The organism is Amycolatopsis regifaucium (assembly GCF_001613935.1).
Lineage (GTDB): Bacteria > Actinomycetota > Actinomycetes > Mycobacteriales > Pseudonocardiaceae > Amycolatopsis > Amycolatopsis regifaucium.
In genome coordinates, this window is record NZ_LQCI01000045.1 from 74771 (window position 1) to 97016 (window position 22246).

Sequence of the window (22246 nt, forward strand, 5' to 3'; positions counted from 1 at the left end):
GTGTCTGAGAGAGTGCGGACGTGACCGACACCAGCCTCGAAGATCTCCCGTTCCTCCGCCGCCAGGCCCGCACCCAGCGCTTCACCCTCGGCGCGCCGAAAGAGTTCAAGGTCGCCCCGGACGCTTCCCGCATCCTGTTCCTGCGGACGGAGTCCGGCACCGACCCGCGGCACAGCCTGTGGTCGTTCGACGTCGCTTCGGGCGAAGAGACGAAGCTGGTCGACGCGGCCGAACTGCTGCCCGGTGAAGAGGACCTGCCCGCCGAGGAACGCGCCCGTCGCGAGCGCAGCCGTGAGACCGGCGGCGGTGTGGTCGGCTACGCGGTCGACGACGCCTTCACCGTCGCCGCGTTCTCGCTGTCGGGCAAGCTCCACACCCTCGACCTGACGACCGGCGCGGTGTCCGTACTGGTGGCGGGTTCGGTCGTCGACCCGCGGCCGAGTCCGGACGGCAGCCGGGTCGCCTACGTCCGTGACCGGCGCCTGCGGGTGATCGACCGGGCCACCGGCGAGGACACCCTGGTCGTGGAGGAAGAGGGCGAAGACGTCGCCTGGGGTCTCGCGGAGTTCATCGCGGCCGAGGAGATGGGCCGCACCCGGGGCTATTGGTGGTCCCCGGACGGGAAGAGCCTGCTGGTCGAGCGGTCCGACCGGGCGGCCGTGCCGCGCTGGACGATCGCCGACCCGGCCAACCCGCAGTCGGCGGCCAACGTCGTGGCGTACCCGGCGGCGGGGACGCAGAACGCCGACGTGACGCTGGCGATCATCGGGCTCGACGGCTCGCGGGTCGACGTCGCGAAGACCGAATGGGAGTACCTGGCCGCGGTGCATTGGTCGGCGGCGGGCAAGCCGCTGCTGTCGGTCCAGTCGCGAGACCAGCGCCGGCTCGAGATCCAGGCCGTCGACCCGGCGGACGGTTCGGTCGAGGTACTGCACACCGAGACCGACGAGCGGTGGGTCGAGCTCGTCGCGGGCGTTCCGGCGTGGACGACCGACGGGCGCCTGGTGCGCGAGAGCGCCGCCGACGGCGACCACCGGCTGATCGTCGACGGGGCCGCGGTCACCCCGCCGGGACTGCAGGTGCGCCAGATCCTGCACGTCGGCGACGAGGTGCTGTTCAGCGCGTCGGAGGCCGATCCGACACAGATCCACGTCTTCCGCACCGAAGGCGGCGAGCTCCGGCGTCTGTCCACTGAGGACGGTGTGCACGTCGGCGCCGGAACCGCTTCGCTGGCCGTGCTCTCCTCGTGGACCCTGGAGCGCAGCGGGCCGGTGGTGACCGTCGTGTCCGGTGAGAAGACGGTGGCGCGGATCGGTTCCTACACCGTGGATCCCGACGTCGTGCCGAATCTGACCTGGCTGACGCTGGGGGAGCGGGGCCTGCGCGCCGCGTTGCTGCTGCCGACCGGATACGAGGAGAGCGAGGGCAAGCTGCCGGTGCTGCTCGACCCGTACGGCGGCCCGCACGCCCAGCGCGTCCTGCAGACCCGCAACGCGTTCCTGACTCCGCAATGGCTGGCCGACCAGGGCTTCGCGGTGCTGGTCGCCGACGGGCGGGGCACTCCCGGCCGGGGCGCGGCGTGGGAGAAGGAGATCGCGGGCAAACTCGCCGACGTCACCCTCGCCGATCAGGTCGACGCCCTGCGGGCGGCGGCCGCGCTCCATCCGGAACTGGACACCGAGCGGGTCGCGATCCGCGGCTGGTCCTACGGCGGCTACCTGTCCGCGCTGGCCGTCCTGCGCCGCCCCGACGTCTTCCACGCCGGTGTCGCGGGCGCCCCGGTGACCGACTGGTCGCTGTACGACACGCACTACACCGAGCGCTATCTCGGGCTGCCGCAGGAGGAAACGGCATCGTATGAGCACAACTCGCTGATCGCCGACGCCGGTGACCTGTCCAGGGCGCTGCTGATCGTGCATGGCCTCGCCGACGACAACGTTTTCGTCGCCCACTCGTTGCGCCTGTCGTCGGCGCTGCTGGCCAAGGGACGCCCGCACGTGTTCCTGCCGCTGGCCGGCGCGACGCATATGACGCCGCAAGCCGAAGAGGTGGCGGAGAACCTGATGCGCACGCAGGTGGACTGGATCGTGCGCGAGCTGTCCGGTGACGCGGCGAAGAGCGAGGAGAACGCATGAAACGGTGGGGCATCACCATTCCGCTGACCGGGGTGCCGCTCGCGGCGCACCAGGAGCTGGTCGAGCAGCTGCCGGACCTCGGCTACACCGACGCGTGGTCGGCCGAGACGGCGGGCACCGACGCCTTCACCCCGCTGGTGCTGGCTTCACAGTGGGCGCCGCAGCTGCGGTTGGGCACCGCGATCGTCCCGGTGTACACCCGAGGACCCGGTCTGCTGGCGATGAGCGCGGCCACCGTCGCGGAACTGGCGCCCGGCCGGTTCGTCCTCGGCATCGGGGCTTCGTCGCCGGTGATCGTGAAGAACTGGAACGCCGCCGAGTTCGAGGCCCCGTTCGCGCGCTCACGGGACACCTTGCGGTTCCTGCGCTCGGCGCTGGCGGGGGAGAAGGTCACCGAGGAGTACGAGTCCTTCTCCGTCAGCAAGTTCCGGCTGGAGCGCCCCGCCGACCCGCCGCCGTCGATCATGCTCGCCGCGCTGCGGCCGGGCATGCTGCGGCTGGCCGCGCGAGAGGCCGACGGCGCCATCACCAACTGGCTCGCGGCCTCCGACGTGCCCAAGGTGCGCGAGGAGATCGGGCCGGACACCGAACTGGCCGCGCGGATCTTCGTCTGCCCCACCGAGGACAAGGCCGCCGCGCGCGGGCTCGGCCGGATGCTCATCTCGAGCTACCTGACCGTGCCGGTGTACGCGGCGTTCCACGACTGGCTCGGCCGGGGCGAGGCGCTCGCGCCGATGCACGAGGCGTGGGCAGCCGGTGATCGCCAGAAGGCCAACCAGGTCATCCCGGACGAGGTCGTCGACGACCTGATCGTCCACGGCAGCCTCGATTCCTGCCGCGAGCAGGTGCAGTCCTATGTGGACAACGGGCTGACGACGCCGATCATCGCGCTGCTGCCGACGGGTGAGGATCCGTTCGCTCAGGTTCGGGGACTGGCGCCTCGGTCTTGACTTGGGTCACCGAATGCTATGAAAGGACCTTTCCTTGCAAATTTCGCAAGGAAAGGTCCTTTCATAGCGCGCGCGGGGATACTCAGGCGACCTTGAAAAGCTCCTCGTACCGCGAAGCCATCATGTGCGAACCCTTGATCTCCGAGGTCGTCGCCGCGTCCAGGATCCCCACCTCCTCCGCGTAGGTCGCGCCACCGGCAGGACCGAGCGGCAGCGAGATCATCGGCCCGCCGGGCGTGTGGGTCCGCAGCTCGCCGCCCTCGACCAGCGCCCGGATGTTGGCGACCACGACCTCCGCGTGGTCACCGGCCACCTTCGCCAGTTTCCCCTCGGGCAGCGCGGTGATGTCGCCGAGCGCGAACACCCGTTCCTGTCCGGGAAGTCGCAGGTCGGCGGTCACGGCCACCTGTCCGTTCGCCTGCCGGGCGGCGGCGAGGTCGCCGTCGAGGTACGCCGTGTGCGGCGCGCCTCCGAAGCACTGGAACCACAGGTCGGCGGTCACCTCGCCGCCGGTGGTCAGCGCGGCGGTGAACGTCTTGGCCTGTCCGGGTTCCGAGACCGGTGACTCGGTCAGCGAAGTGCCGAGCAGGAGTTCGACGCCCAGTTCGTCGAGCTGACGGCGGATTTCGGCGCGGAAGTCGGCCGGGAAGCCCGGCAGGATCTCCTCGGCCGGGTCGACGATCGTCACGGCCTTCTCCGGCCAGACCGCCTTGATCTCGCCGGCCAGTTCGAGTCCCACCGGCCCCGCGCCGAGCAGCAGGACCTTCTCCGCGCCCGCGAGTTCTTCCCGCGTGGCATGGATTTTCGCCTTCGCCGAAGCGCTGTCCCGGAAATCGATCTTCGCCGGGAACGGGTACGCCGAACCGGTCGCCAGCACGATGTAGTCCGGGGTGAGCCGTTCGCCCGACGCGAGCGTGATGCCGCGCTGGTCCACGCTCACCGCGCGGTCGCGGATCACCCGTCCGCGTTCGAGGAGCCGGTCATAGGAGTAGAAGAGCCGGTCCGTCCACTCGGGATCGACGAGCCCGCGCAGCGCGGCGACGTGGTGGACGAAGTCCTCGCGCGGCTCGACGAGGACGACGTCGGTGCACGAGTCCAGTTCCTTGGCGACGGTGATTCCGCCGTATCCCCCGCCGATGACGGCCACGGTCGTGGTCATGAGCTCCCCTAGTTCGTAGTGCGGAATGTTGGTACTGCGAACTACAGTAGTTCGTACTCCGAACGATCGTCAAGTAGGCTTCGGGCATGAGCACGGCCGAAGACCTCGGATTCGCGACAGCGCTGGTCCGCCTCTCGCATCTGGTGCAGCGGGCGTTCATCGACGTCGGCCGCTCGCACGACCTCACCCCGCAGCAGGCGCAGCTGCTCTGTGTGCTGGCGCAGGGGGAGAAGGGCGTCGGGATGACCGAACTCGGCCGAATGCTGAATCTGGAGAAGTCCAGCGTCACCGGCCTGGTGGACCGGGTGCAGCGGCGCGCTCTCGTCGAGCGGGTCGCGGACGCCGGCGACCGCCGCGCGCTGAAGATCACGCTGACCGAGGAGGGCCTCCGGCTCGCGAACGCCGCGCACGAAGGCGTCGTGGAGAAGCTGGAGGAGATGGCTTCCGAGCTGCCGGTCGACCAGCGTGAAGCGGTCGCCGCGGCCGCGTGGCGGATGGCGCCCGAAGGCTGACTCAGTGCCAGAGGGCGGTGGCCAGCGCCAGTCCGGCCGTCGCGGCGCCGATCCCGGCGACCACGGTGACGCCGACGTTCAGGACGGCGCGCAGCCGCGCCGTCGCGGTGAACAGGCGCAGCGTTTCGTACCCGAAGGTCGAGAATGTCGTGAGCCCGCCGCAGAACCCGACGGCCAGTAGCGAGCGGACCGTATCCGGCTGGCCACCGTGCAGCGCCCAGCCGGTGAGGAAGCCGAGGACCGCCGAGCCCGCGACGTTGACCGCCAGTGTGCCCCACGGGAACGCGCCGCCCAGCCACGCTCGCGTCCGCAGATCGGTCAGGTAACGCAGGATCGCGCCGGCGCCACCACCGAGCGCGACGAAAAGAACGGTCATTTCACCACCGCACGGGTGATTGCGTGCCCGGCGTAGACCGCGATCAGTGCGGCGGCCACGGTACCGAGTGCGTAGGCCAACCCGGTGAACGGATGCCCGGTCGTCACAAGATCGAGTGTTTCCGTCGCGTAGGTCGAAAACGTGGTGTAACCGCCCAGGATCCCGACTCCGAGGAACGGGCGCAGCAGCCGGCGCGGGGCGGCCGTCGCGGTCAGCAGTGCCATCAGGACGCCGATCAGCAGGCAGCCGGAAACGTTGATGGCGAAGGTCGAAAGCGCGAATTGACCCCGGGAATGGGGGAGCGCGACCGACAGGCCGTAGCGCGTCAGGCTGCCCAGCGCGCCACCCGCGCCGATGGCCACGAGCACGTCCCAGCGCGGGCGCGGGACGGATGCCGGATCAGCCATGGATGGGAGCTTAGAACCGCTGTCCGGGTGAACCGGCGCCACGGTGTCGAAGATCGCTCGCAAGACCGTTTTTCCCTGCTGAGCGGTGATTTTTCGCCTGACGTGTCGTAGGCTTGGCGGCGCTCCAGACCGATTTTCGGTCCGTCCGCTCGGCTAAGCGAAGGTGGCAGGATGGCACAGGAACAGTCAGGTACGCAGGCTCCCGACAGCGGTTTGCTGCTGGAGGTGGAGAAGATCCCGACGGCGGTGGATCGCGGGAAGGCCAACGGCGCCGCCGCGGACAACGACGGCAACGACGGCTGAGTGCCCGAAACGCCGACGCTGGCTGACCTCGTGGCTCCGCTCGGGGTCAGCCAGTTCTTCCACGAAGTCCAGGGCCAGACCTACCGCCGTTTCGAAGGCCGCGCGGGCCGGTTCGCCGACCTGCTGCCGTGGCCGGCGCTGAACGCGATCCTCCGGCAGCACCGCCTGGAGTTCCCGCGGCTGCGCCTGGCGCTCGACGGGACGCCGGTCCCCATGGAGAGCTACACCGATCTCGTCCCCACCCGCCGCAGTGGCACCGTCCCCCGCCTGCGGGCCGCTCCGTTCACCGAGCAGCTCCGCGGCGGCGCGACGATGGTGCTCGACGCCATCCAGGAACTCAGCGACCCGATCGGTGACCTCGCCAGGCGTCTCGAACACGACCTCCGCGAGAGTGTGCAGGTCAACCTGTACGCCGGCTGGGGCGTCACCCACGGCTTCGACGTGCACTGGGACGATCACGACGCGTTCATCATCCAGGTCGCCGGCCGCAAACGCTGGCGGATGCACGGTCCGACCAGGCCCGCCCCGCTGCACCGCGACGTCGAACAGCCGGAGCGGCCCGGCGAGCCGATCGACGACTTCATCCTCGAAGACGGCGACGTCCTCTATGTCCCGCGCGGGCACTGGCACGACGTCACCGCGGTGGGGGAGATGTCGCTGCATCTCACGCTCGGTTTCAGCCCGGCGACCGGGATCGATCTGGTCTCCTGGCTCGCCGACAAACTGCGGGCGAGCACCGTGTTCCGCCAGGACCTCCCGAGGTTCGGGACGGCGGAGGACCGGGCCGCCCGCGCCGCCGCACTGCGCGAAGAACTGGAAGCCGCGCTGACCGAGGGCGTCGTCGGCCGGTTCCTCGCCGACCGCGACGCGTCGGCCCCGGCGCATCCGCGAGTGGGGCTGCCCTGGGCGGCGACCGCCGGCCTGCTGCCCGACGGCGACGAGACGGAGGTCCGGTTCCTCGTCCCGAGGGCGGTCCTCGAAGAAGGCGACGGCCGGGTGACGCTGCTGGCGGACGGTAAACGGTTCGTCTTCGCCGTCGCCGCCGCCCCGGTGCTGAAGGCATTGCTCGACGGCACTCCTCAGGCGGTCAAACGACTCGCCGAACTGTCGGAACTCGATCGGGGGACCGTGCGTGCCTTCCTCGGAGAGCTCACGGCGCAGGGGCTCCTCTCGGTCGGTTGAAAGTCACAAGGGACGAGAAGTGTGAAGGGTGGGTCGGCGGGGTAAGCTAAGGCATGCCTAAGGTCAAGTCCGGAGAGGTCAGCCGATGACCGCTCAGCTCTCGGACACCGCAGCGCCGCCCGCCGCTTTGCCGGGCTGCGCGACCGTCGCGCGCATGCTCGGCGCGAGCCCCGCCGGCACCGCCGCCGACATGCGCTGCTGGCTGCTGATCGAGCAGCCGGGCCCGTGGACGGCGGACGCGCTGGAAAAGCTCCTCGACGAGGCATTCCCCGCCGAGCGGCGTGAGCTGCTCGAGAACTTGAGACGCTCGCACGGCCTCCGTCCGCTGCTGATCCGCCGTCCCGGCAAGCACCAGCGCGATCCGGAGCGCCCTCGTTCGGTGTACGTCGGCGGCGGGGAACCAGGCAACCGCTGGCTGGAGCGGCTGGAGATCCGCGACCTGAGCGAACTGGCCGAACTGGACCTTCAAGCGGTCGCGGACGGCGCCGGCGGCCTCGGCACACGGGTGCGCGGGCCGCTGTTCCTGGTCTGCACGCACGGCACCAAGGACATGTGCTGCGCCGTGCTCGGCCGCCCGCTGGCCTCAACGCTCGACACCAACCACCCCGGCCGGGCCTGGGAGGTCAGTCACGTCGGCGGCGACCGCTGGGCGGGCAACCTCCTCGTGGTACCCGACGGTTTCCTGCACGGCCAGCTCAATCCGGCCGAAGCGGCGCTGGTCGCCAAGTCCGCGCTGCGCGGGCAGGTCGAACCGGAGCAGCTGCGCGGCCGGACGTCCGCGCCCACGGCGTGGTCGCAGTTCGCGGAGATCGCGATCCGGCGGCAGACGAGTCTGTCCGGTTTGGACGACGTGGTCGCCGTCCGGGAGGAGCCACTGCCCGAATCCGACGCGCGAGTGGTCACCGTGCGCGGCGGTGACGACTTCTACTCGGTGACGGTGCGCCGCCGGTCGGCGCCACCGCGCGGGGAGAGCCGGTGCGCCGGGCTCGTCCAGCCCGCCGGGTACGTCACGGAGAACATCGCGCAACTCTGACCCGCGTTTAGTCCTCTAAATGCGGTAGTTGCGTGTGCAAGTACCGCGTTCAGAGGACTAAACGCGGGAAAGATCACCCTCGTTCGAACACCTGTTTGACACCCGTCTAGAACGTGTGTTCGACTGGCCGGGTGCGATGGGATCGACAGCGGGCGGACGGCGGCGAGCCGGTCCTGCCCGGAATGGGCGGGCTGGGGCGGCCGGTGCGCGCACCCGAATTCGACGGCGTCACCTTCCACGAGGTGCACGCCAAATCCGTGCTGAACAAGGTGCCGGAGGGCTCGGGTGTGCCGTTCGGCTGGACGGTCAACCCCTACCGCGGCTGCTCCCACGCGTGTACGTACTGCCTCGAAGGCGGAACGCCGGTCCTGATGGCCGACGGCCGCACGAAACCGTTGGCGGAACTGGCGCCCGGCGACGAGATCTACGGGACACGCGGACGCGGCGCGGGACGCCGGCTGGTGCCGACGACCGTCCTCGCGCACTGGTCGACACTCAAACCGGCCTACCGCCTGACCCTCGACGACGGCACGTCCATCGTGGCCAGTGGCGACCACCGGTTCCTCACCGGACGCGGGTGGAAGCACGTCACGGGCACCCGGTGGGGCGCGGCGCAGCGGCCGCATCTGATCGGGGGCACCGAACTCGTCGGGGTCGGGAAGCTCGCCCGCACCCCGGACGACACCATCGGATACCGCGCCGGGTACCTCTGCGGGATGCTGCGGTCCGGCGGTTTCTCGGCCGAAAAGGACGCCGCCGACCGCGCGCTCAAGTATCTCCCCGATTTCGGGGCGTCGGTCGGTTTCGTCCAGGTGCCGCCGTCGCCGGATTCCCATTGGCAGCGCGGCTTCCTGGCCGGGTTGTTCGACCTCGCCGGTGGATACCGGCACGGCGCGCTGCGGGTCACCCACGACGAACAGGACATCGTCTCGACCTTCTGTGCCGCTCTCGGCAACTTCGGTTTCCGTTACGTGAAGTCCGAAAACGTCAAGTTCCGTCCGTTGTGGACGGTGCAGCTGCTCGGCGGGCCGTCGGAGGAGATGCGGTTCTTCCACCTCACCGATCCCGCGGTCGGCTGGAAACGGTCGCTCGACGGCCTCGCGATCGGCCGGACCAGGCGGAAGGTCGCGTCCATCGAGGCACTCGGCATCGAGCTCCCGCTGTTCGACATCACCACCGGCACCGGCGACTTCATCGCCGACGGCATGGTCACGCACAACTGCTTCGCCCGGAACACCCACACGTACCTGGATCTCGACGCCGGACGCGATTTCGACACCCAGGTGATCGTGAAGGTCAACGCGCCCGAAGTGCTGGCCGCGCAGCTACGGCGGCCGAGCTGGACACGCGAGCACGTCGCCATGGGCACCAACACCGATCCCTATCAGCGTGCCGAAGGCCGGTACCGGCTGATGCCGCGCATCATCACCGCACTCGCGGACTCGGGCACGCCACTGTCCATCCTGACCAAGGGGACCGTGCTGGCCAGGGATCTGCCCTTGCTGGAATCGGTGTCGAAGGAGGTGCCCACCGGGCTGGCGATCTCGCTCGCGCTGCTGGACGAGGAGCTGCAACACCGCCTCGAACCGGGGACGCCGAGCCCTCGGGCCCGGCTCGACCTGATCCGCAAGGCGCGGGACGCCGGGCTCCCGTGTTCGGTGCTGGTCGCCCCCGTGCTGCCCTACCTGACCGACTCGGTGGAGGCGCTCGACGCCTTGTTCACACGGCTGGCCGACGCCGGCGCCACCCGGGTCACCGTCCTCCCGTTGCATCTGCGGCCGGGCGCGCGGGAATGGTTCGCGCGCTGGCTGGGCCGGGAACATCCGGAGCTGGTGCCGAAATACCGCGAGCTGTACGCGCGCGGTGCTTATCTCCCGAAGTCCTATCGGGAGCGGCTGGGGACGCGGGTCGGCCCGTTGCTGCGCCGTCACGGCTTCGGTTCCCGCGCGGACGACGACGAACGCGGTCCGGTGACGGTGCCCGTGCAGCGCGCCGCGGAGGCCGCCGTCCCGGAGGTGGAGCAACTGAAACTGCTGTGAGGCGACCGCCGATGGCCCGCGGCGGACGACTCTCGATCCCCCTTGGGGAACTTCTTACGCAGCAACGGATTCGGCCGTTCGGCTCAGTCGCTTGGCGGAAGACCGTTTCGTGCTTAATCTCGGAGGGAGGAAGGCGAGGAGGTGCCTGTTGACCACCCGGACGGATCGCACCGCCGCTGTTCGCATCGCCTGGGCCGCGACCAAGCTGACCAGGGCGGGCAGGCACCCCATCGCCATCGGCAGACTCGCCGCGACCGTCGGCTTCGATCCCGGTGAGGCACACCGGCTGATGGAGCTGATGGGCTTCGACATCCGCGACGGCCTGGTCATCATGGACCGCGGCTCGCGTCCCGGCACGGCGGATCGCGCGGGTTCGGATCGCTACCGCGTCGACCTGTTCCTGCTGGCCATCGCCACGGGCGAACCCGTGCACGCGGACGCGACCTGCCCGGCGACGGGCGCGCGCGTGCGCGTGCACTTCACGCGTGACAGGGTGCTGAGCGTCGATCCGCCGCACGCCGTCGTCGCCGCGTCGAGACTGCCCGGAATCGACCTCACCCTCGGTCCGGACTACGTCGAGGCGCTGGTCTGCACGCAGTTCTTCGCCTCGAAGGAGGCGGCCGCGGGCTGGTTGCTGGAGAACATCGACGGCCGGGTCCTGTCCGTGCCCGACTATCTGGCGCATACGCGGCGGATGGTCGCCGCGCTGGAGTCCTGGCCGACGATCTGAGAACACCTGGTCGCGAGGCATCAGGGGCGATTCGTTAGCCTTTGACGTCGGCGAAAAGCCGTCGAATCGCAGAAACGTGATGCCGAAGGAGAGCACCCGCAGTGCTTCGCACCCACAAAGCCGGCACCTTGCGTGCCGAGCACGCCGGTCAGACGGTCACCCTCACCGGATGGGTGGCTCGGCGGCGCGATCACGGCGGCGTCATCTTCATCGATCTTCGTGACGCCAGCGGCGTGAGCCAGGTCGTCTTCCGCGAGGGCGAGATGGCCGAGCGCGCGCACCAGCTGCGCTCCGAGTACTGCGTCCGTATCACCGGTGAGGTGTCGAAGCGCCCCGAGGGCAACGCCAACACCGAGATCCCCACCGGTGAGATCGAGGTGCTGGCCACCGAACTCGAGGTGCTGTCCGAGGCCGCCGTGCTGCCGTTCCCGATCGACGACCGGGTCGACGTCGGCGAGGAGGTCCGCCTCAAGCACCGCTACCTCGACCTGCGCCGCAGCGGTCCCGCCGCGGCGATGCGGCTGCGCAGCGAGGTCAACCGGGCCGCTCGCGAGGTCCTGCACGCGCAGGACTTCGTCGAGGTCGAGACCCCGACCATGACGCGCTCCACCCCCGAGGGCGCCCGCGACTTCCTGGTCCCGGCCCGCCTCAAGCCCGGCTCCTGGTACGCGCTCCCGCAGTCCCCGCAGCTGTTCAAGCAGCTGCTCATGGTCGGCGGGCTCGAGCGGTACTACCAGATCGCGCGCTGCTACCGGGACGAGGACTTCCGTGCCGACCGCCAGCCGGAGTTCACCCAGCTCGACATCGAGATGAGCTTCGTCGAGCAGGACGACGTCATCGCGCTCGGCGAGGACATCGTGGCGGCGCTGTGGAAGCTGGTCGGCGCCGAGATCCCCCGGCCGTTCCAGCGCATCACCTACGCCGAGGCGATGGAGAAGTACGGTTCGGACAAGCCGGACCTGCGTTTCGACCTCCAGCTCACCGACATGACGGCGTTCTTCGCCGACACCCCGTTCCGCGTGTTCCAGGCGCCGTACGTCGGCGCCGTCGTGATGGCGGGCGGGGCCGACCAGCCGCGCCGCACCCTCGACGCCTGGCAGGACTTCGCCAAGCAGCGCGGTCACCGCGGCCTCGCCTACATCCTGGTGAACGAGGACGGCACGCTCGGCGGGCCGGTCGCGAAGAACCTGTCGGAGAAGGAGCGCGAGACCGTCGCCGAAGCCGCCGGTGCCAAGCCCGGTGACTGCGTCTTCTTCGCCGCGGGCAAGCCCGCCGACGCGCGTTCGCTGCTCGGCGCCACGCGGCTGGAGATCGGCAACCGCCTCGGCCTGATCGACGAGAACGCCTGGTCGTTCGTGTGGGTCGTCGACTTCCCGATGTTCATCTCCGCCGAGGAATCCGACGACGTCGCCGTCGGCAGCGGCAAGTGGAAGGCCCTGCACCACGCCTTCACCTCGCCGACCCCGGAGTGGATCGGCAAGCTCGCCGACGACCCCGGCGGCGCGCTGGCCTACGCCTACGACATCGTCTGCAACGGCAACGAGATCGGCGGCGGCTCGATCCGTATCCACCAGCAGGAACTGCAGAAGCAGGTCTTCGAGCTGATGGGCCTGACCGAAGAGGAGGCGCAGGAGAAGTTCGGCTTCCTGCTCGACGCCTTCGCCTTCGGCCCGCCGCCGCACGGCGGTATCGCCTTCGGCTGGGACCGGATCGTCATGCTGCTGGCCAAGGCCGAATCGCTGCGTGACGTGATCGCGTTCCCGAAGACCGGCGGCGGGTTCGACCCGCTGACCGCCGCACCGGCGCCCATCACGCCGGAGCAGCGCAAGGAGGCGGGCATCGACGCCAAGCCCGCGCCGCCCGCGAAGAACTGATGCTCCATCTCAGGGCCGTGTGCCCGCCGGACCGGACCGAAGAAGCGGTCAAGATCCTGCGGGCACACGCCGGGACCGCGCACCTCGTGGTGCATCACGGGGTGGCGGTCGAACCCGAGGGCGACCTGATCGAGGCGGACATCGCCCGCGAGGCGACCGACGAGATCATCGAATCGCTGTGCGGACTCGACCTCGACCACACCGGTGGCATCACACTGGAAGCGCTGGACACCGCGGTGTCCGACGCCGCGGACAAGGCCGAGGAGGCCGCGCCGGGCGAGGGCGCGGACGCGGTGGTGTGGCAGGAACTCGTCGGCCGCACCGGCGAGGAGTCCCGGCTCACCTGGACCTTCCAGGCGTTCCTGACCATCGCGTGCCTGCTGGCCGCGGTCGGGGTGATCACCAACTCGTCGGTCACCATCGTCGGCGCGATGGTCGTCGGGCCGGAATTCGGCCCGTTGGCGGCGATCGCGGTCGGGCTGGTGCTGCGCCGGGGAGACCTGGTGAAGCAGGGCGGGGTCGCGCTGCTCGGCGGCTTCCCGATCGCCATGGTGGTCACACTCGGTGTCGTGGTGGTGGGAAACGTGACCGGTGTGCTCGAGGTGGACAAGCTCGCGAACAACCACGAAGCGGACTTCGTTTACCAGGTGGGAATCGCGTCACTCATCATCGCGCTGCTGGCCGGCGCGGCGGGGATGCTTTCCATGACGTCGGCCAAATCCGCCGCGCTGGTCGGCGTGTTCATCTCGGTGACCACCGTCCCGGCGGCCGGGTACGCGGTCGTCGCCGCGGTTGCCGGTCAGTGGGACCGGTGTCTTTATTCGGCCGGTCAACTGCTGGTCAATCTCATCGGAATCGTTGCAGCTGCGGCCATTGTGCTGACCTTGCGCCGTCGCGGGCAACGATCGAGGGTGACGGAACGTCCGCTTTCACGCGGATGAGTCCCGGATCGCGTCACTGCGCGCGATTGCCCGGATCTCAGTGGTCATGGTTGCTCAGTCACGAGTAGGGTCGGTGGCAATGACAGTCGATACCTCCTCTGCCGATGATTCGACAGTCGGAGCCGAAACTTTGGCCGTCGCGGCGGCGGTCGCCGCCGGCGAGTCGGTTCTTTCACGCCGATTCGGCAGCGCGATCACCCTCGTCGCCCCCGAGGACCTCGCCGGCAGTGGTCCGGCGACGGTGGTGCGGGCGCGGGTGGCGACGTCACCGTTCGCGCTGCCGCGGACCTTGGTCATCAAGCACTATCCCGATCCACCCGAACCCGGCCGTCCCGATCCGTTCGCGCAGGAGGCGGTCAGCTACCAGCTGTTCACCGCGCTCGCGCCCGAGGACCGGATGTGCCCGGAACTGCTGGCACACGACGGCCGCGATCGCGTTCTGGTGCTCGAGGATCTCGGCGGCGTCCCGACGCTGCACGACAAGCTCCACGCCCGTGACGCGCGCGGCGCCGAACGCGCGCTGCTGTCCTGGGCCCGGTCCCTGGGCAGGCTGCACGCGAGCACCGCGAGCCGCGAGGCCGATTTCAACGCGCTGCTGCGCCGTCTCGGTGGCCCGGCGAAGCACGAGGACGTGCCGCTGCCCGCGGTCTGCGCGCAACTGCCGGATCTGCTCGAGGAACTGCTCGACGTCGAGACGCCGGAGCCGGTGCAACGGCGGGTGATGAAGGTCGCCGAGCGGGCCGGTTCGCCGTCCTTTCGCGCGTTCAGCCCGGTCGACCTCAGCCCGGACAACAACCTCGTGACCAGCGACGGAGTGCGTTTCCTCGACTTCGAACGCGGCCGCGTGCGCAGCACGCTGATCGACGCGGCGTACCTGCGGCTGCCGTTCGCGTCCTGCGCGGACGCGCTGGCCCTGCCGCCGGGGATGAGCGAGGCGATGATCGCCGCCTGGCGGTCCGAGGTCGTCTCGGTCTGGCCCTCCCTCGCCGACGAGGACGCGCTGGCCGAGCACCTGATGGACGGTCAGCTGCTGCTGTTGTGGTTCCTCACCTGGGAGATCCTCCCGGAGCTCGACCTGAGCAGGCACGCGACGCCCATCAGCCGGGAGGCCGCGCTGGTGACCTGGTGGCGGGAGCTGGCCAAGCATTCGCTGCGTGCCCGCCTGACGGACATCTCCGAGCACGCCACCCGGGTGGCCGCGGCACTCGGGGCCCGGCTGGGGCCGCACGCGGACCTCGCGTTCTACCCCGCGTTCCGGTAACCCGCACGCACGGACTTTTCGCTCGCGCGTCCTCGTCGCGTTACCCAGGCATCACCGCCGGTGAGTCTGCGTGGCCGATGGTGGCTACCGTGACCGTGATCAGTGTCGAAGTCACTCCGAGTCCCGAACCCGACCACTCCCTTCTTCCTCCCGTCACCGGCGTGCCCCGGTCCGCTCGCAGACTGGTCGTGCTCGGCGATTCCACCGCCGTGGGCCTGGGTGACCCGTTGCCGAACCGAGGTGGCTGGCGCGGGGTCGGCCGCTCGTCGCCGAGGCGCTGGGCGTCGATCCGGACGGCTACCTGAACCCCTCCTTCACCGGAGCCCGCATGAGCTGCGTGCTGACGAAGCAGCTTCCCGCGGCCGTGGCGCATCGCCCGGACGTCGCGCTGGTGGTGGCGGGGATGAACGACACGCTGCGGCCCGATTTCAACGCCGGGAAGATCGCCGCGGACCTCACCGAGGTGATCCGCTCGCTGGCCGCCGTCGGCACCACCGTGGTGCCGGTGCGCTACCACGACCACGGCAAGGTGTTCCGGCTCCCGCCGTCACTGCGGCGGGCGCTGAGCGAGCGGGTGGCCGAACTGAACGCCGCCATCGCCGGGGCCGTCGAGCGCGAGGGGGTGCCTTGTCTCGACCTCGAACTGCTGCCCGGCGCCTACGACCTCGCCGCGTGGAGCGTCGACCGGCTGCACCCCTCGGAACTCGGGCACCGGATGCTGGCGACCGGATTCACCGAACGGCTCGCCGAGGCCGGGTTCGCGGTGCCGCGGCCGGTCAGCCTGACCTGCTCGGGAGGCGTGGAACCGAGCACCGCCGGCCATGTCGGCTGGCTGGTGCTGAAGGGGGTGCCGTGGGTGTGGCGGCGCGGACGCGAGTTCGTGCCGTACGCGGCCGTCATCATGTGGCACGCGTTCCGGGAGCGGCTGCGCTGACCTGTGGCGAACAATGTCGGTGGCAACGGCTACCGTCGACACCGTGGCACAGGACGAACTCTTCACCGTGAACCCCGACCTCGGGCCGCCTCCGGAGCAAGCCGAGCCGAGGGAGGTCGCCGTCCCGGCCGGTGCGCCGCTGGCCGTGCGGATGCGGCCGCGGTCGCTCGGTGAGGTCGTCGGTCAGCAGCACCTGCTGCGCGAGGGGGCGCCGCTGAGGCGGCTCGTCGAGGGCGCGGCTCCGGCTTCCGTGCTGCTCTACGGCCCGCCGGGAACCGGCAAGACCACGCTGGCGAACCTCGTGTCGGCCGCGACCGGGCGCCGGTTCGTGGCGATGTCGGCGCTCTCGGCAGGGGTGAAGGAGGTGCGCGGGGTCATCGAAGAGGCCCGGCGCCGCCGGAACTACAACGCCGAGAACACGGTGCTCTTCATCGACGAGGTCCATCGGTTCTCCAAGACGCAGCAGGACGCCCTGCTCGGCGCCGTCGAAGACCGGACGGTCCTGCTGGTGGCGGCCACCACGGAGAACCCGTCGTTCTCGGTGGTTTCCCCGCTGCTCTCGCGATCGCTGGTACTGCAGCTGCGGCCGCTGACCGACGACGACATCGTCGCGTTGATCGAGCGCGCGCTGGTCGACGAACGCGGCCTCGGCGGCGAACTCACGTTGACCGAAGACGCGCGGGCGCATCTGGTGCGGCTGGCCTCCGGTGACGCGCGGCGCGCGTTGACCGCGCTGGAGGCCGCCGCGGACGCGGCGAGCGCGACCGAGGCCAAGACGATCGATCTCGCCATCGTCGAGTCCACAGTGGACAAGGCGGCGGTACGCTACGACCGGGACGGCGATCAGCACTACGACGTCATCAGCGCGTTCATCAAATCGATCCGCGGGTCCGATGTGGACGCGGCGTTGCACTACCTGGCGCGGATGATCGAAGCGGGGGAGGACCCGCGGTTCCTGGCGCGGCGGCTGGTGGTGCACGCGAGCGAGGACATCGGCATGGCCGACCCGACGGCGTTGCAATCGGCCGTCGCCGCGGCGCACGCGGTGCAATTCATCGGGATGCCGGAAGGCCGTCTCGCGCTGGCGCAGGCGACCGTGCACCTGGCGACGGCACCGAAGTCGAACGCGGTCATCACCGGGATCGACGCCGCGCTCAGCGACGTCCGGTCCGGGCGGATCGGGACGGTACCGCCGCATCTGCGCGACGGGCATTACGCGGGCGCGGAGAAACTCGGGAACGCGAAGGGCTACCGGTACCCGCACAATGTGCCGGAAGGTGTTCTGCCGCAACAGTATCCGCCGGACGAGCTGGTCGGGCGGGACTACTACGAGCCGACCCAGCGTGGAGCGGAGCGGACCTTGTACGAGCGGGTGCCGAAGCTGCGGCGGACCATCCGGGGAGAGCGCTGAGGTTCGGCGCGCCAGGCGCAATGAAGGGCCTTTCATCCGGAGGTTCCGAGGTTGTGAGTGGCGATTCGGGTTATCGGGGGGTAAGCCGGATATGGCGCGTCCTGGCGTGGATCCGGAACTGCTACCGGAAGCCGAGACGATGGCAGAGTGTCCACAAAGGACGCCTTTGGGCGGGCTGGTGGCCGACTTGAGCGGTATGCGTGGGCCCCAAGTAGTGTCTATTGAGCGATAAAACAAACGGGCGTGTCTCGGCGTGGGTTCAGACTGGCTGACCCGCGCCTTGCCGGGAGTCTCATGATTGTCGCCAGTCGGCGAAGGCCTCTTCTTCTACCTTGAGGGCAGGACAAGGGCCGAGGGTATCGACTGGGTGGATTTCGGGACGTTGGATGACCGGAAATCCACACACCCCTCACCCTGAGTGGCAACTAACGCTCTCGTCGATCCGACACGTTCGCCCTTCCCTCAGTAACCCTTATTGCCGCTCACGACCCCGCGAAACCGCACATGCAGGGCAGGCGGACGACGTTGACCGTCCGGACCCTGCGCGACGACGGCGCGGAGATCGACCGGTTCACCGTCCGCCGCGCCGCCGGTCTCCACTTCAAGCCGGAGTACATGAAGGTCCCCTTCCTTGCGCTAGGCGCAAGGAAGGGGACCTTCATGTACTTGACCGCGCTGTCGGGGTCTGTCAGGCGGATGCCCAGAGCGCGGGCACGTTCGGCGGTTCCCAGCCTGGCAGGGACCGATGGCCCTGGCGGCAGACGTAGGACGCGCCGTTGTAGGTCACCTTGGCGCCGGTGGCGTAATCCACGTTCGGCGCCCAGGCGCCCGACGGGACCGAGGTGGTCGTCGTCGGGGTGGTGGTGGTCGTCCGGGTCGTCGTGGTCGGACTGGTCGTCGTCGTGGGTGAGGGGGTCGTGGTGCCGGTGGTGGGTGTCGTGGTCGTCGTCGGCGGGGCGCCACCGCCACGCGGGTGGTCCGACGTGATCGCGTACGTCGTCCCGCCGAAGGTGAAGGTGAAGTTCGACGGTGACGCGATCGGCATGTAGTAGTTCAGCCGGATCTCGACCGTGGCCCCCGGCGCGATGGTCTGCCAGCTCGGCACGGTCACCGCGACATGCTGGAAGTCCCCTTTCAGACCGCCGACGTTGGGCCCGCTGTGGCCCTTGCTCGTGACGGCGAGGCCGAAGCCGGATTGATCGGACATGCTGCCGGGCGCGCTCGTGCCGTAGTCGAACTCGATCTTCGTGCCACCGGGGATGGTGGTGGTCGAATTGTTGGTCACGCGCATCCGCGGGGTGATCGGGTAGTTCGCGTCGCCCAGCGCGAACCCGGTCAGGTTGACGTTCACGTCGAGCACCGACGAGGGAGCCGCGCGCGAGGACTTGGTGTTGCCGTAAGGGGCCGCGCCGCGCAAGCCGTCGTTGATCTTCGTGATCAGCGTGTCGCCCATGAAGTACTGGCCCTTGGCGTTGTCGAACGCGTAGTCACCCGCCAGTTCCCAGATCATGATGCCGCCGATGCCCTTGTCGGCCACGTACTTGGCCTTCGTGGCGAGCGAGGCTTCGTCCTCGGTGGACAGGAACACCTTCTTGTCGTTGTTCCACAGCCACGGCGTCACCATCGTGTTGTCGTAGAACCGGTTGTAGGTGCCCGAGATCCGGTCCGTCGGGTCGGTCTTGGGAGTGAGCCCGTACGCCTCCAGGTAATCCGGGGTGATCTCGTTCTCGAGGTTCTTGGCGTGCCACATGGGGTTCGCGCCCGCCGGTACCTCGCCGCCCGCCAGGCCGAGGTCGTGCCAGAGGTTGTCGATGCCGATGGCGCCGTTACCGCATGGCACGGTCGAGCCGACCTGGGATCCGGTGCCCGGTGGACATTGTTTCTGATCCGGCAGGGGCGCCTTGCCCCACAAGCCGTTCGTCCCGCCGGACACGCCTTGCCAGCCACGGGTGTAGAACCCGACCCCGATGTTGATCCGGCCGGCCTGCATGGCGCCCCGGAAATAGTGATAGGCCCAGTCGGTGTTGAGATAGCCCTGTCCGTCGTACTGCGGTGTCGTGTACACCTGCCAGTGCGCGAGTTCCGCGTCGTTCCCCGCGTCGTAGAGCGCGGCGTTCGGCCCGGCGAACTGGTTCCACGCGCCGTGCAGGTCGTAGCTCATCATGTTGGCGTAGTCGAGATAGCGCGTGACGCCGTAGACCTCCTGGCCGCGCAGCAGCCAGCCGGACGCGGGCACGGCCGCGGTCAGCAGGTAGTGCTTGCCGTCGGCGGCACTGGCCCGGTCGAGCTTCTCGCGCAGGGTCCGCATCAGGTTCTCGTATCCGGCCCACAGGGTTCCGCGGTTGGCCTGTGCGATCCAATAGTCGTCGGGGTTTCCGGCGTAATTGGCCGAGGTAGCGTACTCGTAGTCGATGTCGGCGCCGTTGAATCCGTATGTGCGCAGGAACTGCACGACGGAATCCGCGAACACGTCGATGCCCGCCTGGGTCTGCGTCATCTTGTAGAATCCGCCCGAGGCGTTGCGCGTGCCGTCCGGGTTCAGGAAACCGCCGGTCTCGGCCCAGCCGCCGATCGAGATCAGCGTCTTCACGTTCGGATTCTGCTTCTTGTACTTGTTCAGCAGATTGAAATGCCCCTTGTAGGGCAGCGACGGATCCATCTCCGCGCCGGGGACGCCCGGCCATTCCATGCCGATGGACTCGTTGGCGGGGCTCGGGGCACCGACCGAAACCTTGTTCTGCGCGTCGACGTGGGCGAACGCGTAGTTGAGGTGGGTGACCTTCGACCACGGGATGTTGTTGACCAGGTAGGCCGGCGCGCCGTTCTTCCCGGTGCGCCAGCTGGTGAAGTAGCCGATCACGCGACGGGAATGCCCGTCTCCCAGCGATTCCCGGCCGGTCGTGTCGTAGACGGTGCAGTAGGGGGTATCGACGCCGGGTGTCCGGTAGAGGCCGTCGGGACGGCAGTCCTCGTGGCCCGCCGCGCTCGAGGTGGACGGGGTGATGACGACGATCATGAGTCCGGCCAGCGCGATGAGCGACGCCAGCAGGGGGAGTAGTTTCCTGGTTCTCCTTGGCACGCCGAACCTCCGACAGTGGAAGATGGCCCTCGGTCCCAGCAGCTTGAGCCGCTGACCTGCCGCGCGTCAATAGGTGTAGACCAATTTCCATCCGGTGCCGTACGGCCGGACGTACCTGCGCTTCGTCAGGTCCGGTCTTCGTCGAGGAGTGAGGGCGGTTCGGGTGCCGGGGTATAGGTCAATCCGGTCAACAAGGTTCGCGGGTGGCCATACTCCCGGCCACATCCCGTGAGTGCTATGACCCCGTGCCCTTCGACACGGGTGTGCGGGCCGATTTCGCCGGGGTGCACCGAAAGCGCTTCGGCGATCGTGTCCGCGTCGCAGTGGTCCGGGAGCTCGAGTTCCGCCTTGAGCCGCCGGTAGCGCCGGACCCATTCACGTTGCCAGTCCAAGGGATTTTCGGTGTGCGGGATGTCGTCGGACCACCCCTCGGGCAACGGGGTGTCTTCATGGGGGAGCAGGTAGCCGTTCTCCGCCGCGAGTTCGCCGACCGATTCCTCCGGCGCGGCATTGGCGTAGAGCCGGACCAGCGCGCCGTTTTCGGCGATGCACCACGATGTCATCGAATCACCGTGACTGCGGTAGTAGTGATGCGCCGCGCCGAACCTGTCGCTCAGTGCGACGCATCTGTCGCGAACCACGTCGCGCCGCACCTTCTCGTTCGCGACCATGGCCTGATAGTGCTCGCGCGGGTCGGTACTCCAGGAGCTCTCCTCGGTGATGCCCGCGGGGTGCTGATCTTCCGACGGCTCGCCGAAGACGAGCGTCCACCCGTCGAGGGCCGGGCTGACGTAGACCCGGGCGCATCGCTGGTGTCCCGCACCGAGGTAGTGCTGGTTCCAGATCTCGGTGCCCAGTGCCATGGTCACCGGTTCCGGATCGGACAGTCCGAACGCGTCGAGCACCGCCGCTTGGTCCGTGGCCGGGATGGCGTACCAGAACTCGCAACCCCGCATCGCGACGGGAACTTCGCCGTCGATCTTGCTCCGGATCAGGCGGCGGAAGAGCGCGAGGTCGTACTCGCCGAGTGCTTCCGGACCACCCAAAGCGAACAGCAGAGCGCGTGCCGCGTTGCGCAGCGCCGGACTCCCGGTTCGCCGGATTTCGCGTAGTTCGGGAAAATCGTCCGGCCCTGCCTTGTCCAGGTCCCAGACGCTGAAGCGTTCCCCGGCGACCAGCGCTTCGGCCGCGGCTCTCATGTCCATGGCGCGGAGGTTAGCCGGGCACCACGACAGAAAACTCGTTACCGTCGGGGTCGGCCATTTCCACCTGCCCCCCTTCCCCGGCGCCGAGCCGGGTCGCGCCGAGCGAGACGAGCCGATCGACGTCCGAAAGCAGACCGCTCACAGCGAACCGCACACGTCTTTTCGCGGTCTTGGGATCGAAAGGCGGGCCGCCCCAGGTGATCTTCGGGCCGCCGCGCGGGGACCGGATCGCGGTCTCCTGGTCCCGGTCCCACACCAGCGGCCAGTCCAGCGCTTTGCTCCAGAAATACCCGACCTCCTGCGAACCGTCGCACGCGAGCGCTCCGACGAAGCCGCAGCCGGCCAGGAAATCGTTGCCCGGTTCGATGACGCAGAACTCGTTGCCTTCGGGATCGGCGAGCACCACGTGCTCTTCCTCGGGGCGCTGGCCGATGTCGACATGCCGACCGCCGAGTTCGATGGCCTTCGCCACGGTCCGCCGTTGATCCTCGGCGGAGGTACTCGTCAGGTCGAAGTGCGCGTGGTTCTTGCGTGACTTCTTTTCTCCCGTATGGGTGAAGCGGATCCGGAAACCGGTGTCGTCGGTCGGCACCAGCACGGTGCCGTCCGTTTCCCAGCCGAGGATTCCGGCCCAGAACCGCGTGAGGCGGTCCGGGTCGTTCGCGTCGATACAAACGGCGTGCAGGGTGGCGGTCATCGGCGAGGCCAACTCGTG

At 69.1% G+C, this 22246-nt stretch carries 19 protein-coding genes and 1 pseudogene; 13 read left to right on the top strand and 7 right to left on the bottom strand.

Annotated elements, in window-relative coordinates; translation table 11 throughout:
• Positions 1–20 precede the first annotated feature (20 nt).
• Positions 21–2135, top strand: a complete 2115-nt coding sequence (locus tag AVL48_RS31300) for a S9 family peptidase (protein ID WP_061988802.1) — start codon at positions 21–23, stop codon at positions 2133–2135.
• On the top strand, positions 2132–3085 hold the full coding sequence (locus AVL48_RS31305; RefSeq protein WP_061988804.1) for an LLM class F420-dependent oxidoreductase: 954 nt from the start codon (positions 2132–2134) through the stop codon (positions 3083–3085). The genes AVL48_RS31300 and AVL48_RS31305 overlap by 4 nt, the downstream gene beginning before the upstream one ends.
• Positions 3086–3167: 82 nt before the next feature.
• On the opposite strand, the gene AVL48_RS31310 is transcribed toward AVL48_RS31305, so the two are convergent.
• Positions 3168–4244 (bottom strand): NAD(P)/FAD-dependent oxidoreductase, encoded by a 1077-nt coding sequence (locus AVL48_RS31310; RefSeq protein WP_061988806.1) that lies wholly within the window; start codon positions 4242–4244, stop codon positions 3168–3170.
• Between the two features lie 86 nt (positions 4245–4330).
• Between AVL48_RS31310 and AVL48_RS31315 the strand changes: the two genes are divergently transcribed.
• Positions 4331–4756 (top strand): MarR family winged helix-turn-helix transcriptional regulator, encoded by a 426-nt coding sequence (locus tag AVL48_RS31315; RefSeq protein ID WP_061988808.1) that lies wholly within the window; start codon positions 4331–4333, stop codon positions 4754–4756.
• A gap of 1 nt (position 4757) precedes the next feature.
• Here AVL48_RS31315 and crcB (AVL48_RS31320) read toward each other — a convergent pair whose 3' ends face one another.
• Positions 4758–5132: a fluoride efflux transporter CrcB gene (gene crcB, locus AVL48_RS31320; RefSeq protein ID WP_061988810.1), complete on the bottom strand. Its 375-nt coding sequence runs from the start codon at positions 5130–5132 to the stop codon at positions 4758–4760.
• Complete coding sequence (gene crcB, locus AVL48_RS31325) at positions 5129–5539, bottom strand: fluoride efflux transporter CrcB (RefSeq protein WP_061988813.1); 411 nt, start codon at positions 5537–5539, stop codon at positions 5129–5131. The genes crcB (AVL48_RS31320) and crcB (AVL48_RS31325) overlap by 4 nt, the downstream gene beginning before the upstream one ends.
• A gap of 171 nt (positions 5540–5710) precedes the next feature.
• On the opposite strand from crcB (AVL48_RS31325), the gene AVL48_RS40635 reads away from it, so the two are divergent.
• The 10 genes and pseudogenes from AVL48_RS40635 (at position 5711) to AVL48_RS31370 (ending at position 17247) form a co-directional block, all read left to right on the top strand.
• Positions 5711–5842: a hypothetical protein gene (locus AVL48_RS40635; RefSeq protein ID WP_005157133.1), complete on the top strand. Its 132-nt coding sequence runs from the start codon at positions 5711–5713 to the stop codon at positions 5840–5842.
• Entirely contained in the window at positions 5843–7024 is a 1182-nt protein-coding gene (locus AVL48_RS31330; protein ID WP_061988814.1) for a cupin domain-containing protein, read from the top strand. It begins immediately after the preceding gene.
• An 85-nt stretch (positions 7025–7109) separates the two neighbouring features.
• The gene (locus tag AVL48_RS31335) at positions 7110–8057 is read left to right on the top strand and encodes a ferredoxin family protein (protein WP_061988816.1); all 948 of its coding nucleotides are present in this window, start codon (positions 7110–7112) and stop codon (positions 8055–8057) included.
• A gap of 131 nt (positions 8058–8188) precedes the next feature.
• Positions 8189–10096 (top strand): intein-containing Rv2578c family radical SAM protein, encoded by a 1908-nt coding sequence (locus tag AVL48_RS31340; protein WP_208616310.1) that lies wholly within the window; start codon positions 8189–8191, stop codon positions 10094–10096.
• Between the two features lie 148 nt (positions 10097–10244).
• Positions 10245–10826, top strand: a complete 582-nt coding sequence (gene merB / locus AVL48_RS31345) for an organomercurial lyase (RefSeq protein ID WP_061988820.1) — start codon at positions 10245–10247, stop codon at positions 10824–10826.
• 101 nt (positions 10827–10927) lie between these two features.
• On the top strand, positions 10928–12700 hold the full coding sequence (gene aspS / locus AVL48_RS31350) for an aspartate--tRNA ligase (protein ID WP_061988822.1): 1773 nt from the start codon (positions 10928–10930) through the stop codon (positions 12698–12700).
• Complete coding sequence (locus AVL48_RS31355) at positions 12700–13641, top strand: DUF389 domain-containing protein (protein WP_061988824.1); 942 nt, start codon at positions 12700–12702, stop codon at positions 13639–13641. Before aspS ends, AVL48_RS31355 begins: the two co-directional genes overlap by 1 nt.
• A gap of 79 nt (positions 13642–13720) precedes the next feature.
• Positions 13721–14902, top strand: coding sequence for a hypothetical protein (locus AVL48_RS31360; RefSeq protein WP_061988826.1), 1182 nt, complete (start codon positions 13721–13723; stop codon positions 14900–14902).
• Between the two features lie 77 nt (positions 14903–14979).
• Positions 14980–15836 (top strand): annotated as a pseudogene (locus tag AVL48_RS31365) (SGNH/GDSL hydrolase family protein).
• Positions 15837–15879: 43 nt separating this feature from the next.
• Positions 15880–17247 (top strand): replication-associated recombination protein A, encoded by a 1368-nt coding sequence (locus AVL48_RS31370; protein ID WP_082857828.1) that lies wholly within the window; start codon positions 15880–15882, stop codon positions 17245–17247.
• A gap of 482 nt (positions 17248–17729) precedes the next feature.
• Here AVL48_RS31370 and AVL48_RS40640 read toward each other — a convergent pair whose 3' ends face one another.
• The 4 genes from AVL48_RS40640 to AVL48_RS31385 form a co-directional block, all read right to left on the bottom strand.
• The gene (locus tag AVL48_RS40640) at positions 17730–17864 is read right to left on the bottom strand and encodes a hypothetical protein (protein ID WP_279626678.1); all 135 of its coding nucleotides are present in this window, start codon (positions 17862–17864) and stop codon (positions 17730–17732) included.
• Positions 17865–17935: 71 nt separating this feature from the next.
• Positions 17936–20326, bottom strand: a complete 2391-nt coding sequence (locus tag AVL48_RS31375; RefSeq protein WP_061990042.1) for a chitinase C-terminal domain-containing protein — start codon at positions 20324–20326, stop codon at positions 17936–17938.
• A gap of 125 nt (positions 20327–20451) precedes the next feature.
• Entirely contained in the window at positions 20452–21531 is a 1080-nt protein-coding gene (locus tag AVL48_RS31380; RefSeq protein ID WP_244162684.1) for a hypothetical protein, read from the bottom strand.
• 10 nt (positions 21532–21541) lie between these two features.
• Positions 21542–22228, bottom strand: a complete 687-nt coding sequence (locus tag AVL48_RS31385) for a VOC family protein (RefSeq protein ID WP_061990040.1) — start codon at positions 22226–22228, stop codon at positions 21542–21544.
• Positions 22229–22246: the final 18 nt, after the last annotated feature.